This window comes from Streptomyces sp. NPDC059696 (assembly GCF_042733745.1).
Lineage (GTDB): Bacteria > Actinomycetota > Actinomycetes > Streptomycetales > Streptomycetaceae > Streptomyces.
On sequence record NZ_JBHWFG010000010.1, the window covers coordinates 223,608 to 238,718 of the forward strand.

The following is a 15,111-nucleotide window of genomic DNA, read 5'->3' on the forward strand; positions in this document are numbered from 1 at the left end:
GTGGTCTTGCCGCTTCCTTCGGCAGGACCACCACCCGACTCAGCGGTAGTACATCCAGAACCCCGTGAACACGAGTGCGATCACCGGTACGGCGATCATCAGTACGGCGACTGTGCGACGCTTCTCTCGCTTCACCTGCTCCCGTTGCTTGTGCCACCTCCACTGGCGCTCGCCTTCCCACCACTCCCCTTCTTCGTCGTCTTCGTAGCGGTGCAGCCTCTCCCGAACGTGGCTCATCTTCCGGCGGTGGATCTCCATGCGCATCTTGCCGTCGGCGGCCAACCACCCGTTCCGGAACTGCGGGGCGAGGTCGGGTCCGCCGATGCCGAGGCCGAGACGGTAGGCGGTCTGCGCGGTGGGCCAGCGTCCGCGCAGGGTCTCGTGGATGGTGGTCTTGCCGATGGCGTACCGCTTGTCGTACTTCTTGGCGTTCCTCGCGATCTCGCGGGGGGAGGGTTTGCCGTACGCCCTGTGCGCGGACAGGACGTAGTCGTGCCAGTCCTCCTGAGTCAGTCCTTTGAAGTCCCCGATCTTAGGAACCCACCCCGTCGCCTTCACCTCCTCCCAAGGTGTGGCGGAGCCAGTCGATGAGCCCGCGGATCGCGCCGGAAGCCGCCCCGCTGACGGCTGCCTTCCCTGCCTCTTGAGCGAACTCCGGCGCGGGCGCGGCGGCCCGGCCTTCCTTCGCGGAGTCGGCTGAATCATCGTTCTTGATCTCCCTCTTCGGCTCGGGTGAGTCAGCGGGGGGCGACTTGGGCCCGTCGATGGGGGGCGGCTTCGGCCCCGGGATTCCGTCCATGCGCATCACTTTGCCGAGCCCAGGGGCGGCACTTCACCTAACGGGACACCCAAGCTGTCCCGCGGGACAAACTGACGAGTTCCCCGAACTCCGAAAGTCCAGCGCTGACTTGGTGCGGGCCTCATCGCTGTGGTACCGCCCAGCAGTCGCGGAAGCGACGGGTGGGAAACGGCCGCGCCCCGGCCGGGGAGTCGTCCGGCCGGGGCGCAGCATGGGATGGGTCAGGCCTCGCCGCCTGCGGAAGTGCCGCCGGTTCTACTCGCTTCCTTGGACTGCGTCCGGCAGTGCCCTGACTCCCGGCAGCGACATCGACCACCGCGGCACCCCCCTCACCGAACGCCTGCTCAACACCCTGCTCGACGCCCTCCACGACCCTGCCTCCGGACACGCACGCCTCGGCGACGCTCGGTTCGATTCGGCGACCTTCCAGGGCGACGCCGGGTTCGAGTCGGCGGTTTTCGAGCGGCGGGTCAGCCTCGGGCCGCTGGTGTGCGCTGGACGGATGGGATTGCAGCCCGGGGAAGCTTCCTCGCGGCTGGCTATAGCCCATGATTGCTAAGGCGTATCTGGGACGATGGCGGAGTAGCCGCCGGCTTCATGTAGTCGTTGGAGGCTTCCTTGGAAGAGCTTGCTGGCCGAGTGGAGGATCACGGCGGTTTCGCAGCAGGAAGTGACGTCTTCCATCAGATGTGTGGACAAGACCACCGTGGTGGTGCTGCCCAACTGCTGCATGAGGGCGTAGAAGCGTTCACGTTCTTGAATGTCGAGACCGGTGGTGGGCTCGTCGAGAAGTAGCAGCTTGGGACTGTTGACTAGTGCCTGGGCTATGCCGAGCCGGCGTTGCATACCGCCAGACAGTGTGCGGTATTTGTGGTCGATGCGCTCGGTCAGCCCCACCTGCTCCACCGCGCGTTCAACGGCCCGGGGTGTGCTGAGGCTGGGCATGTCCTTCAGCCATGCCGCGTAACTCACGCATTCCCTGACGGTGAAACCGCGGAACATCCCGAATGTCTGAGGCAGGTACCCCAGGCGGAGCCGGATCTCCAGTCGTGCGGAAGGACGTCTCGGGTCCCGGTCCAACAGCTTCAGTTCACCCTCCACCGCACCTGAGGCTGTCGCCAGGACACGCAGCAGGGAACTCTTTCCTGAGCCGTTGGGGCCGAGCAGCGCGTGGACACCTGGCCCGAGTTCCAGATCGAGGCTGTCAATGGCGGTGGTACGACGGTGGCGTACAGTCAGTCCAGTTGCACTGATCACCTGGACCTCACATCGTTGAAAGAATGACGGCGAAGCAGCAGCAGGACTGCCAGCACGTTGGCGGCCACGGTCCAGATCAGCTGCGAGCTGGCGTCCAGGAGGTTCTTCAGAACATGAAGCAGGACGATTTCGGGTGAGCGGACCTGACTGTCCTTCCGCATGTCCAGCTGCCAGAGTGCAGCGACCAGCACAGCCCACCCTGCGCTGGTCACGCTCGCGCTGAGAAGGCAGCCGATGTATGAGCCGAGGACCAGTGCGGCGAGCGTCAGGGTGAGGCTGGGTACCAGCCAGGCTGCCGCCCACGCCGAGACGCCCACGCCGACCAGTGCCGCGGCGAGCAGCAGCGGAAGACTGATGACGAGTACTGCTCCGGTGCGCAGGAGCAGCAGTCGAAGGCCGCCAGCCGGCGTACTGCGGATGACGGGAGCGAAGGGGTCGGCCTTGCCGCCGTAGCTAGCCGCCACCCACAACAGCGGCAGCAGGGGAGCGAGCGAGAGCAGCCAGAGCAGAGATTCTTCCTCGCCCGCCATGGTGCCGATCCCTGCCGCTGCAGAGCACACTCCGGTTACCGACAGCAGCCAGGGCCATCGCAGTCCGGGCACGGCTCGCAGCCACGCGGGAAGACGAATTGATGAAACTGCCATGTCTACCTTTCGCCAGGGGTCGGGATGGGCGGCGGGGAGGCTCCGCGCTTTGTGGCTGCGAAATACCGGTTCAGCCAGGCAGTGCGCTCGGGTGCGGGAAGAGCCGCCAGCTGGGATCCGAAGGAGCTCCGGTTACACGAGGCGAGCCAGTCGAACACCGCGGCGTCTTCCGCTGTATACGATGGGTACTCGCTCGTGTACGCTGAGTAGTCGCAGACTTCCCGCAGCCAGGACCTGGAGTAATCTCCAACTGAGACGATCTTGGAGGCCAGCCGCTCAAGGTCAGGCTGATCGACAGGGATTGCCCAAGAGGAACCGGCAACACCCCCCGCTTCCCAGAGATTTGCATCGTCCGTCCATACGTAGTGGGTGGGTATCCCGTGGACGCCTTTCAGACGTTCAGACAACTGTCCTGCAATGCGCTCCAGCTGCGGACGCTGCTTCTCGTACGGAGCCGAGATGCAGACGGCGGGCGCGTGCCCCCGGCAGCGGACCTCGACCGAACTGAGGGCGGATGCCTCGTAGCCGCCCGGCTGTGTCATGCTCAGCCCGAGCACGCCCGTCACGGACACCACGGCCAAGGCCACCGCCGACTTCCAGCGGCGGGCGGACAGGAGCACGGCGGCCGCCGCCAGAGCGGTGACCAGGACGGCCCGGCACCACGGCAGCCACACGGGTGGCGTGGGCGGTGCCCAGGAAACCACCTGCCGAGGGATTGGGTCCCCTGTGTAGGTCAGGTGGATCCCAAAGAGGAACCCCCAGATTGCCCCTAGAAACATCGCCGCGAGGCCGAGGATCAGTGGGGCCACCCGAAGCGGAATTGCCTGGCCCAAGAGGTAGGCGATGCATGAGACGGCGACGATGAACGCGGCATCGACGCTCATCGCGTCCAATGGAATGCGGCCTGACAGTTGCACCGGTTGCGGCCAAACCAGCACCGCTGCCATGCCCAGGAGGTACCCGGCCAGAGGCCACACCACCCCCGAGGCGAGGCCCATCAGCCGGTGCGAGACGGGCCCTCGCACGGATGTGCCCTCCATCCAGCGGGCACCGTTGCGTTCCTCCGCTCCGCCCTGCCACCCCGCCAGGAGCCCGGCGACCGCCCCGGTGGCCACTCTGGCACCCGTACCGTCGGGATCGTAGAGATCGATCCAGGTCAGGTCCTCAGGCCAGGACGCCCACCTGTACACCTGGTACTCGTAGATCCAGGCCACCAGAACGGCCACCAGCAGAGCCACCAGTGGCCCTCCCTGGCGCCGCAGGTTCGCGTTCAACACGAGCACGAACGAAGTTCGTTGGTTCACTGACACACCGATATGAAGCGGGAGAGGCATCGGCGGTTCCAGGGCTTATAGGGAGTGAAGGGGCAAAACGGGGGGCGTGCGCACGAGAGCGAGCGCCTATAGCCCCCTGACGTGACCGTGGCGCGTCACTGTGATTGGGCGTTGGGGTGGCAGCGGATGGGCGTCAGCGGGATCGTGGCGTGGATGTCCTGGTAGTGGGTGTGGACGGGGATGGTGGTTGCTGTCATGGGGTGACCAAGCGGATGTTGTGGGGCGGTTAGCAGGTTGGTTGCTGGCTGTCATGGTCTTGGCTGTTCCTGTGTGAGGCGCGGCCGCGGCAGGATGGGTTTTCGCTGAGCGACGCCTTGTGGGAGGTCCTCGGGGAGGCGGGCGGGAATGTAGCGGAGTTGCGGCGCAGGATGCTCCGGACCCAGGAAGAGGGGGCGTTGGAGGGGTGGGGCGCGGAGTGCGTGCCCTCGCTGCCGACGCTGCACCGCGTGATCAAGCGGGATCTGGGGGCGGGCCGGGTTCTTGAGGTGGCCCGTCCGGCAGGGGCCAGGGTGGGGCTGGAGCCGAGCCGGTATGACCGGGCGCTGGCGGATTTGGGGCTCGTGGACGGGGCGGGTGGTCCGCTTGTTGTCGACGGGCCGCCCGCCGACGTGCCGGTGCCGGAAAGCGCCGTGGAGGCGGGGGCGCGGGGCGGCGGTGTGCGGGTTGTACGTGCCGGAGGCCCGGCTGGTGTCCACACGGCAGGTGGCCGGTGTGGCGGAGGCTGCGGGGCATACGGTCGCGGCCCGCGGGATGTGCTGTGTGTACGGGGACACGGGCCGGGGGAAGACGGTCACCGTCGAGCAGGCTTTGCATCTTCTGCCCGGCCGGGTGCCGGTGTGGCGGGCGGTGGCCGGAGTGGCGCCCGGTCTGCCGCAGCTGCGGGCCTCGCTGTGTGAAGCGCTCGGGTTGCCGTCGGGGGCGCTGCCACACCGGGCCGGACCGGCTAGCCAGGCTCTGATGCGGGCACTGGCCGAGCCGGGTGTGCTGTTTATCGATGACGCCCAGCGGCTGACGCCGCCATTGCTGGATTATCTGCGGCAGCTGTCGGACGCGCCGGGCTGTGCGGCGGCGCTGGTGCTGTGCGGGGCCGGAAGCGAGCGGGCCCTGGCCCGCGCGTCGGCGCTGCGCTCGCGAGTGCTGACCTGGCACCAGGTCGGCCGGCTTGAGCCGTCTCAAGTGCCGCAGACGCTGACTCTGTTCCATCCCGTGTGGGCGCAGGCGGACCCAGACGACCTTGCCCGGGCGGACGAGCAGATGGCGCACGGCAATCTCCGTACCTGGGCGAAGATCACGCCGCATGTCTACGCGGCCCGCGAGCGCGGCCCCGCAAAGCGTGTGGAGTGGAAGCTGATCGAGCAGGCCTGCACGCGTCTTGGCCCCTACCCGTGACGGTCCGCGCTGCTCGAAGGGCTCGTGTACGGGGCCTTCACCTGTTCCGACGAGGTGAACGAAGGCGCGCTCTATGGAAGCGGATGTGATGGGGCACGGCGTGGGCGGGCAGTCGATGGCGCCGCCTGAGGATCCGGCTGGTGTGCTGGGGGAGGAGTCCTTGACGGCGTTGCGGGCGCCGGCGGTGCGTCGTCTGCTGGCACTGCGCGCCGAGCGGCGGCTGTCGCGGGAGCATGTGCGCTTGGCCGGGGAGTGCCTGGGGGTGTCGGAGCGGACGGTGTGGCGGTGGTTGGCTGATGCCTCACGGTCGCCTCAGGCCGCGATCCGCCCCGGGGAACGCAGCGGTGACCGGTTCGAGATCACCAGGGAGATCCGGGTGCTGTTGGCGTACTGGCACGGCAACGCTTCTGCGGTCCACCGCCAGTTGGTGGCCCGGGCCGAGACCGGTGGCCGTGAAGGGCAGCCGACGGCGGCGTATGACTCCGCGGCTTCTCCCGCGGGCGCCCCACCGGCTGCGGTGCCGTTGCTGGACCCGGTGCCGTCGTTGTCGACGTTCCTGCGCGCGGTGCGTCGTGATCTCACCGCGGGAGAGCGGGCCGGTCTTGCGGCGGGGCCGGATGCGGCACGCGCGCACGACGTCTTCGGCAAACGGGCGGCCTCCTGGCGCAATTACGTATGGGAGGCCGATCATGTGCAGGCACCGCTGCTGGTCGATGCCGACGGTGACCTGGTGCGCCCGTGGGTGACCTGGTTCAATCGACACCGCCACCAAAGTCATCACCGGCACCGCGGTCACCCCTGGCGTTCCTTCCCGCGCCTCCGTGCTGGCCGCGCTGCGCGCCGCTGCGCTGCGTGAGGAGCCCTACGGCCCCGCGGGAGGGACACCCGAGCAGGTGCGGGTGGACCGGGGCAAGGACTTCCTGTCGACTACCGTCACCGCCGCGTTCGGCACGATGGGCATGACGGTGAAGGACCTTCCCGCTTACAGCCCCCATCTCAAGGGCACGGTGGAGAACCTCAACCGAGCCGTCGACCGGATGCTGTTCGCGGCCCTGCCCGGCTATACCCTCACCAAGCCCCGCTCCGGCCGGCGACGCAAAGGCGCGGGCCGCACGCCGGAAGCCGGTGCCATGTCGTTTCAGGACTTCACCGCGGAGGTGCTGGGCTGGACACATTGGTGGAACACCGAGCACCGTCCCAAGGCGCTGTCCGGCCGCACGCCGCTTGAGGCATGGCAGGCCGATCCGACTCCCGTCACCGATGTTCCCGCGGCCGACCTGTGGACGTTCACCCTGGAGGACGACGGCCGCCCGCGGAAGCTGACCAGCCACGGCGTGCGGTGGCGCGGGCGCACCTACATCGCCCCATGGATGACCGGCCAGGCCGGCCGTACCGTCACCGTGCGCTACATGCCGCACCACGATCACGAGATCGACATCTGTGACGCGAGCGGCAAGTATCTCGGGCCCGCGCACCTCGCGGACGCGGCCACCCCCGAACAACTCAAGGCCCTGCGCACAGCCCGTGCGGAGCGTGCCCGACGTCTGCGCGCGCAGGTGAAAGCCGCCGAGACGCTGCGCCGACAGCACTTCGCCCCGACCACCACGGCCGGGCCGGCCCAACGGCTGGGAGCCCTCACCTCCGCTCAAGCCGGGCGTGAACTGGCCGCCGTCGAGCACACCGACGCCTCGAAGCTGGCGCTGCCGGACCTCATCCCGCCCGCCGCGCCCCCGGCCGACTGGCGTACCCCGCCCTCCCTCGCCACCCGGACCACATCCGGTCGGCCTGCTCCCGCCCCGTCGGAACCTGCCCCCGACTGCCCGCCCGCACGGGCCGCAGACCCTGCTGAAGACGGAGACGCCTCGTGACCGCGGCCACCTACCAGTACGTCGATCTGCCCGATGCGTCTGTGGTCACCACCCGCGCCCTGCTCGGCGCCCGGGAGAACATCCGACACCGTCGCTGCCCGTGCCATGATGTGCATCCACGGCGGCGCCGGCTTCGGCAAGACGCTCGCCGTCAACATCTGCTTGCGCGGCCTCGAGCCGCACGAGGACGTCCGCAAGATCACCTTCCGTGCCCGTCCCACCGCCCGCGCGGTGCGCTACGAACTGTTCACCGCGCTCGACCTGGCCGGTGAACCGCCGCGCCACCCCAGTGAGTTCGACCGGCTGCTGAAGACGGCCCTGGCCGAACGCCCCCGCACCTTCCTCGTGGATGAGGCCCAGTGGCTCAATGGGGAGGCGTTCGAGCACTTCCGCTATCTGTGGGACGAACCCTCCACCCAGCCCGCGATCATCTTCGTCGGCGGCGAGGGCTGCCACACCGTGCTGCGCCGCGAGCCGATGCTGTCCTCCCGCATTTTCATCTGGCAGCACTTCCCCGTCTCACCCCCGGTGAGGTCCTGGAGGCCATCCCGCTGTTTCACCCGGTCTGGGCCGACGGCGCCGACCCCGATGACATCACCTTCGCCGACCAGCATGCCGCGCACGGCAACTTCCGGGCCTGGGCCCAGCTGACCGCGCACAACCGTACCGCCCTGACCCGCACCGGCCGCCCCCGCGTCGACCAGGAGCTGCTGCGCTGGGCCTTCAGCCGCCTCGCCTGACGACCGCGCCGCCATGCCGTCCGCTGTGCCACCGCCGCCCGTCACTGTGGTCATCGATGCAGGTGACGACGCGATCCACACGCACACCGCCCTGGCCGCCCACCATCCGCCGTCCGGCCGGATCACCCCGCACCCCGGCCCGGGCACCACCAGTGAAACCGGCCTCGCCCACGACCTTCTCGCCGCCCTGGGCAAACCGCCCCTGCTCCCGGGCCGCTTCCCTGCCGGCCGTCAGCCCGCCTGGGAAGCCGCCACCGCCTGGATCGCGGCCCTGCCCGTGAACCGGCTGACCGTCCCGCGCGCCCACCGCCTCACCGCCCGTCGCGCGATGCGCCTCCTGCAGCTACATGCCCTCACCGGTATCCACCTGACCTTGGTCTGCCACCGCCCGCACCTTCCCGTCGCTCTGCACCAGGCCGTGCGGACCGCCGACTACTCCCTCACCGCCGACTTCGAGGCGGACGACGATGCCCTTCGACGTGGGCTGGTTGCTGATGTCGGCGACGCTGTCGAGCGGCACCAGGACGTTCGTCTCCGGGTAGTAGGCGGCGGCCGAGCCCTTGGCGGCCGGGTAGGACACGACCTCGAAGTTCTCGGCCCGGCGCTCGGTGCCGTCCTCCCAGACGCTCACCAGGTCCACGCGATCGCCCTGGGCGAGGCCGAGTCCGGACAGGTCGGCCGGGTTGACGAGGACCACGTGGCGGCTGCCGTGGATACCGCGGTACCGGTCGTTGTTCGTGTACGGCACGGTGTTCCACTGGTCGTGCGAGCGCAGGGTCTGCAGCAGCAGGTGCCCTTCCGGGGCGCGCGGGACCACCCGTTCGTTGCGGGTGAACCGGGCCTTGCCGGTCTCGGTGCGGAACACGCCCTCGTTGACCGGGTTGGGCAGCTGGGAGCCTCCCGGACGGGTCACCCGGGCGTTGAAGTCGTGGAAGCCCGGCACGATCCGGGAGATGCGGTCGCGGATGGTGTGGTAGTTGCCCTCGAACGAGACCCAGGGGATGTCCCCCTTGCCGTCGACCGTCAGCCGGGCGAGCCGGCACAGGATGGCGACCTCGCTCAGCAGCATGCGCGAGGCCGGTTCGAGCCGCCCCTGGGAGGTGTGCACCTCGCTCATGGAGTTCTCAACGGTGACGAACTGCTCGCCGTCGGCCTGGACATCACGCTCCGTGCGCCCCAGCGTCGGCAGGATCAGCGCGGTGTCGCCGCAGACGGTGTGCGAACGGTTGAGCTTGGTGGAGATGTGGGCGGTCAGCCGGCACGCACGCATCGCCTTCTCGGTGACCTCGCTGTCGGGCGCGGCGCGCACGAAGTTCCCGGCGAGGGCGAGGAAGACCTTGACGCGGCCCTCCAGCATGGCCTTGATCGAGTTCACCGAGTCCAGGCCGTGCGGGCGCGGCGGATCGAAGCCGAACTCCTTCTGCAGGGCGTCCAGGAAGCTGTCCGGCATCTGCTCCCAGATGCCCATGGTGCGGTCGCCCTGGACGTTGCTGTGGCCGCGCACCGGGCAGGCGCCCGTGCCGGCACGCCCCAGATTGCCCCGCAGCAGCAGGAAGTTGACGATCTCCCGGATGGTGGGCACGCCGTGCTTGTGCTGGGTGATGCCCATCGCCCAGCAGACGATGACGCGTTCGCTCTTCAGGACCTCGTCGCGGACCTTCTCGATCTCCTCGCGGGTCAGGCCCGTCGCCGCGTGGACGTCGTCCCAGTCGACGGTGCGGGCCTCCCGGGCGAACTCCTCGAAGCCGGAGGTGTGGGCGTCGATGAAGTCGTGGTCGAGGACGGTGCCGGGACGGGCGTCCTCCGCCTCCAGCAGCAGCCGGTTCAGTGCCTGGAACAGGGCCAGGTCGCCGCCCGGCTTGATGTGCAGGAAGCGGTCGGCGATCTGGGTGCCCCGTCCCATGATCCCGCGCGGCTTCTGCGGGTTCTTGAAACGCCGCAGCCCGGCCTCCGGCAACGGGTTCACCGCCACGATGCGGCCGCCGTTGCGCTTGGCCTCCTCCAGGGCCGAGAGCTGCCGCGGGTGATTGCTGCCCGGGTTCTGCCCGACCAGGTCGGCGAGCACCCGGTAGTGGCGTTGCCAGTTGAGCGGCCAGGGGCAGTTCCAGTCCGGGTCGATCTCCGTCAGCTGCGCCGCGCGCTCGGCGGCCCGTTCCGGGTCCTTGCCCAGGCCGTTCTTCGCGCACTTCCTCCGAAGGTTGGCCATGTGCTGCCCGATCGGCACGGTGCCGCCGCCGGCGAGGTCGGTCCAGACCGCGTCTTGGCGGGGGGCGAGGTGTCCGGTGGCCCGCCGGTAGGACCGGAGCGCGGCGAGCTTGTTCTCCCACGCCTCCTCACCGGGCTCCCAGACCATCCCAGCCTCCGGCGCGTCCAGGAGGACCTTGCGCCGCTCCTCCAGCTCCCCGGCCCGCAGCGCCTTCCTCTGCTGGTGCACCCACCGCCCAAGCGGAAACGCCTTCGTCGCCCCGACTTCGACCTCGACGTCGTAGGGAACGGCGTAGAGGCCGGTGATCTCGTTCTCCTTCCGCCAGCGGAGCAGGGCCTGGTAGCCCTCCAGCCACACCAGCGACTCCGGCCGGTAGACCCGGGTGCGCAGGAAGGCCGCGATCGTCGCCGTGTCGCGCGGGCTGGAGAAGTGCAGCAGGGCGGACTCGGCAGCGGCGTCGGTGTCGTCCTGCTCCTGGTCCTCGCCGTCCTCGCCGCCGGCCCCGACGATCCGCCCGTCCTCATCGCGCTGGAGGTGGACCTTGCGCTTGCCGCTGGTGAGCGCGCGGGAGGCGAGCTGTTCGACGAGTCGTTCATCATGACTGCGCAGACCTTGCAAAACGGCTACAAGGGGGCGGAAGCTGGCGGAAGCGACCATGTCGGTCGGGTCCTCGCCGGGCTGGAGGAACACCGGCACGATGATCCGCGCGACCTTCGTGCTGCCGTCCTTGTTGAGTCGCAGCGCGCGGCCGATGTTCTGCACGATCTCCACCTGGGAGCCGCGGGTGTCCGCGAAGCACACGGCCTCCACTCCGCGCTCGCCGGTGATGTCCACGCCCTCCCCGAGCACGCGAACGCTGGCGAGGAACGCGCGGTGCACCCGGCGCCCGGCCGCGTCGATGCCGTTGGCGAACTGGCGGATCTTCTCGCGCCGTTCGGCGACGGTGTGGTCGCCGCACAGCCACGCCGACCACACCCGGTCCGGCGGGACGTGGCGGTCGGCCTCGAGTTCGTAGAACTCCGCGTCGATGGAGGACTTCGGCAGCTTGTCAGCGGCGGCCAGGTCCTCATCGGAGGCATCGTTGACGTACAGCTCCGCTGCGGTCTCCGGCAGCTTCTCCGCGAACGCCGCGGCTTCCTCGACCTTCTGGTGGAAGGTCATGACCGTGCGGAGGTTGTGCGCGGCGGCGTGCTCCAGGAGTGCGGTCTGCAGGAGCGCCAGGCGCCGGCCGCGCCGGGCTTCCTCCGACTCCCCCAGAACGGGGGAGGGGTCGCGTGTCGTGGCTCGTTCAATCTGATCGGTGTTCGGTGTGTTGAGCTGGGCTGATCAGTTGATTGGTTGGGGCTGGCGGTGTGCTCTGTGTTGGCGAGCGGCTTGACGTTGCTTGCGGGCTGGGACTGGGTGGGGTCTGTGAGCTGTGGTGTTCCTGCTTCGGGGTGGCCGTGGGTCCGTTGGTCAGTTCTATTGGTTGGCCGGTCAGCTTCGTTGGGCGGCTGTTGTAGCTGATGAGGGGTACGGGTCCGTGGATGCCGAGGGTGGTCAGGAGGTGTTGTTGGTGGGGGTGGAGTTGGTTCCAGGCGCGTTGCTGGGTGCGGATCCACTTGGTCGTGGTGCCAGGGAATGGGCGGCCGGCGGTGTGGTGGGTGTGGGCTTGGTGGTAGCTGTAGTTCCAGGAGGCCCGCCAGGGTGGGTTCCAACACGGGTCGAGTGCGGTGAGCTGCGTGTCGTGGGGCCAGGGCCGGCCGGTGCGGCGTAGGTGGGCGACGGCGCGTTTGCGCTGCTCGTACAGCCACCAGCCCAGGGGGAATCCGTCGTGTTCGGTGGTGTAGTGGGCGGTGCCGAGTCCGCCGTGAGTGTGTGCGTAGGAGCGGGCGTAGGGCAGTCCGCCGTCGATGGATGAGGAGACGGTTGTGGGGCGCGACCGGCTGGTGCCGGTTCGGCGGCGCGTGCGTGTTTCCTGCCGGGGGCGGGCGGCGTGTGCGTCCTGGGGTGTTATGCCGAGGCCGGTCAGGAGTTCCTGCTGCCCCGGGTGGAGGTCGTCATAGTTGATGCACTGGGTGAGCAGCCATCTGGTGGCGGCTGGAGGGAGTCCGGGGAAACCTGCGGCCGCGTTCAGAGCGTGGCCGTGGATGTCGTTTCTGACGGCATGGTAGGTGATTTGCCACGGTAGGCCCCAGGGCGGGTTCCACCATGAGTCAAGGACGGCGAGGGCCTCGGCGCGGTGGTGGGGGAGTCGGCCGTTGGCGGCCCGTTTGCGTTGGTGGGCGATCCATGTGCCCAGCTGGTAGCCGTGGTGGTTCGTGCTCTTGGGCATGGCGAGGTGTCCGTGCCGGGCGGCGTAGGAGCGGGCGTGTGCAAGGCCGGTGTCGAATGATGCTTGCTGGGTGACGCGACGGGGCTGTGCGGTGCAGGAGTTCGCGCTGGTGATGCCGAGTTGCGTGAGCCTGTGTTGCTGCCCCGGGTGGAGGTTCTGGTAGGCGACGCACTGGGTGTAGAGCCACTGCCCAGTCCAGTCGGGGGTGCCGGGGAAACCTTGTGCAGGGAGGAGTTTGATCCCGTTCTCGACGAGTTTGCGGGCGGCGCGGTGGTTGATCTGCCAGTCCCCGTTCCAGGGTGGGTTCCACCATGGGTCGACGGCGGCCAGCAGCGGGTCGGCTGGGTAGGGCGCGGCGAACTTGGCGGTGTGAAGGCTGGCCTGGTGCTTTTGGCGGGCCAGCCACTTTCCGATGGGGAAGCCCTCGTGCCGGTCGGAGGGTGATGCGTTGAGGTCGCCGTGCTGGGCCGCGTAGGAGCGGGCGTAGTAGAGACCGGTCTCCAGGGACGGCCTGTGGGTGGCGGGGTTGGGGCGGGCGGTTGCGACAGTCTGCTCAGTCAGTCCGACGGCCGCGAGCTGTCGGCGCTGTTCCACTGCCAGGCCGGGGTAGGACGCGCATTGGGTGTATAGCCATTGACCGAGTTCGTCATCCAAGGCTGCAAAGGCGCTTTCGGGGTCGAGGGGGTGGCCGGAGCGGACAAGATCGCGCACTGTGTAGCAGGCTCGCTGCCAGTCGGAGGGCCAGGGCGGTGCCCACCACGGATCCATTGCGTCCAGCTGCTGCATGAGGGCGGGATCGAGAATGCCGCGTCGGGCGCGTACGCGGAGGTTGGTCAGCCATTTGCCGATGGGGAAGCCGGCGTACGTATCAGCAGCGCTCGCACAAAGGTGCCCGTGCTGCTTCCAGTAGGCGCGTGCATTGGTCAGGCCCTGGTCACGGGCCTCGGCGAGGTTGCGACGCCGCGGCAGTGCGTGGCGGGCGGCTTCGGCACTGATGCCGATCTGTGCCAGTAGTCTGCGCTGCTGGGGATGGAGGCTGCTGTAGACCTGGCACTGCCGGTACAGCCAGGTGCCGAGATTCTCGCTGGTGCCCGGGAAGCCCTGCTCGGGTCTGATGTCGGTGCCTGAGTCCAGCAGCCGTCGTGCGCGCAGATAGATGCGCTGCCACAGCGTGCTCCACGCAGGATTCCACCACGGGTCAAGAGCGGCCAGGGCCTGGCTGCGCTCGGGGGAGAGCTGAGGGCCTGCGGCGCGCTGGTTGGCCAGCCACAGGCCGAGTTGGAACCCGTCCTTTTCGTGCCGGTAAGGAATGCAGAGGTGGCCGTGTTCGGTGGCGTAGGTGCGGGCGTGGCGTAGGCCGCGCGCGAACCCCTTGGCGGTCTCGGCCGCGTCTGGGGCCGACGACTCCTCCGACGCCGTTTTCCCGGGTGCTTCGTCGACGGGCTGGGTTTCGGCCAGGAGCCGGGTGATCGGTGCGGGCCGGTGGGGCGGGGAGACGTGCCACATGCTGCGTGTCTTCGGCTTGTGCCCAGCCTGCGTGCGTACGCAGGCGCGTACCCAGGCGTTCAGCGGGCCTGTCGTGATGGCGCTGAGGCGACCGGCGATCCATGGCCGCTCAAGGCGCCGAGCCAGTTCGTCCACGAGGCTGGGGACATCGGCGAGCGCGTGCGGCTGATGCCGCCCCGCGTCATCGAGGAGCCGCTGCTGCAGGCCCGGGTCGGCGAGGGCCGCGGCCAGCGTGACGGCTTCGGGATAGGTCACCGCATCCCGCGCCGCGGCACGCCAAGCGAGGTCGTTGCCGGGTGCCATCAGCCGCAGCCGATCGGGCCAGAGGATCTCTTCCAGCCAGGGCTCGTCCCACCACGAAGCCATAATTGCCTGCGCCACGGTGAACGCTTCGCCGGCGTGCGCAGAGCGCCGCAGCAGCCGTACATGACGGCGCTGGGCCGCCCCGCTCTGCGGTACATACCGTAGGTCCAACTGCCCGGGGCCCGCCGTTGCCCCGTCGACGACGGGTGTTTCCAGCATCCAGCACTGGTGCTTGACGCATACCCGGCCGTGCGGCATCAAGTAGCGGCGTGCTTCTTCCCGGCCTCGTGTGGCGGTCGCGGTGCAGGCCCGGCATCCGGGGCCGGTCGGCGGGATAGTGGCTCCGGTGCGGACCCAGGCGGCCGGCCCGTTCCCGAGCCTGCTCGAAGGGCCGTCTCTGCCCCAGGCCGGCAGGGCACGGTGCAGGTGTTCTTCGGGCATGCGGCAGAAAGCGGCGACCACCGCCCGGGCCTCGGCGTTGAAGGCCACTTCTCCGTCGGGCCGCACCGTGAACAGGTTGGGCCGCCGTCCCACGTCCACGAGCGCGCCGATGAGTTCTTTGGCCGTGAGCTTGTACCGGGAGGCGACTCTGCTCATGAACGACAGCGTCGTCTCGCCGTTCAGCGGAGCGACACGCACCGCGCCCAAAGGCAGACTGTGCAGGGCGAGTTCGTTCTGCTCGCGCTGTGGTGGCTGCGAATCATCCCTGACGGCAGGTTCCACTAAAGGGCTGGTGGTCTTCTTCACCGCT

Annotated in this window: 8 protein-coding genes and 1 pseudogene; 3 read left to right on the top strand and 6 right to left on the bottom strand. The window is 69.0% G+C overall.

All coding sequences use genetic code 11. The features are described 5' to 3' along the window. Window positions 1-39: 39 nt before the first annotated feature. The 4 genes from ACFV20_RS14195 to ACFV20_RS14210 form a co-directional block, all read right to left on the bottom strand. Window positions 40-558 (bottom strand): hypothetical protein, encoded by a 519-nt coding sequence (locus ACFV20_RS14195; protein WP_385656044.1) that lies wholly within the window; start codon window positions 556-558, stop codon window positions 40-42. Window positions 559-1,354: 796 nt separating this feature from the next. Then, on the bottom strand, window positions 1,355-2,056 hold the full coding sequence (locus ACFV20_RS14200) for an ATP-binding cassette domain-containing protein (protein ID WP_385656046.1): 702 nt from the start codon (window positions 2,054-2,056) through the stop codon (window positions 1,355-1,357). After that, entirely contained in the window at window positions 2,053-2,586 is a 534-nt protein-coding gene (locus ACFV20_RS14205) for a hypothetical protein (protein ID WP_385656047.1), read from the bottom strand. Before ACFV20_RS14205 ends, ACFV20_RS14200 begins: the two co-directional genes overlap by 4 nt. Before the next feature lie 116 nt (window positions 2,587-2,702). After that, window positions 2,703-3,938, bottom strand: coding sequence for a hypothetical protein (locus ACFV20_RS14210; RefSeq protein WP_385656049.1), 1,236 nt, complete (start codon window positions 3,936-3,938; stop codon window positions 2,703-2,705). Between the two features lie 765 nt (window positions 3,939-4,703). Between ACFV20_RS14210 and ACFV20_RS14215 the strand changes: the two genes are divergently transcribed. The 3 genes and pseudogenes from ACFV20_RS14215 (at window position 4,704) to ACFV20_RS14225 (ending at window position 7,942) form a co-directional block, all read left to right on the top strand. Continuing rightward, window positions 4,704-5,423 (top strand): AAA family ATPase, encoded by a 720-nt coding sequence (locus tag ACFV20_RS14215; protein WP_385656114.1) that lies wholly within the window; start codon window positions 4,704-4,706, stop codon window positions 5,421-5,423. Window positions 5,424-5,607: 184 nt separating this feature from the next. Continuing rightward, window positions 5,608-7,202 (top strand): annotated as a pseudogene (locus ACFV20_RS14220) (Mu transposase C-terminal domain-containing protein); the annotation flags it as partial. A 194-nt stretch (window positions 7,203-7,396) separates the two neighbouring features. After that, window positions 7,397-7,942: an AAA family ATPase gene (locus ACFV20_RS14225; protein ID WP_385656051.1), complete on the top strand. Its 546-nt coding sequence runs from the start codon at window positions 7,397-7,399 to the stop codon at window positions 7,940-7,942. A gap of 432 nt (window positions 7,943-8,374) precedes the next feature. Here the strand turns inward: ACFV20_RS14225 and ACFV20_RS14230 are convergent, their stop codons facing one another. Next, window positions 8,375-11,398 carry an FdhF/YdeP family oxidoreductase gene (locus ACFV20_RS14230; RefSeq protein WP_385656053.1) on the bottom strand — a complete coding sequence of 1,008 codons (3,024 nt, stop codon included), beginning with the start codon at window positions 11,396-11,398 and terminating at the stop codon, window positions 8,375-8,377. Between the two features lie 127 nt (window positions 11,399-11,525). Further along, window positions 11,526-15,107 (bottom strand): helicase associated domain-containing protein, encoded by a 3,582-nt coding sequence (locus ACFV20_RS14235; protein ID WP_385656054.1) that lies wholly within the window; start codon window positions 15,105-15,107, stop codon window positions 11,526-11,528. Between the last annotated feature and the right edge of the window lie 4 nt (window positions 15,108-15,111).

Coding starts and splice junctions, on each gene's coding strand:
- ACFV20_RS14205 (WP_385656047.1), bottom strand. CDS start 2,586: ATGGCGGGCGAGGAAGAATCTCTGCTCTGGCTGCTCTCGCTCGCTCCC.
- ACFV20_RS14225 (WP_385656051.1), top strand. CDS start 7,397: ATGATGTGCATCCACGGCGGCGCCGGCTTCGGCAAGACGCTCGCCGTC.
- ACFV20_RS14230 (WP_385656053.1), bottom strand. CDS start 11,398: ATGACCTTCCACCAGAAGGTCGAGGAAGCCGCGGCGTTCGCGGAGAAG.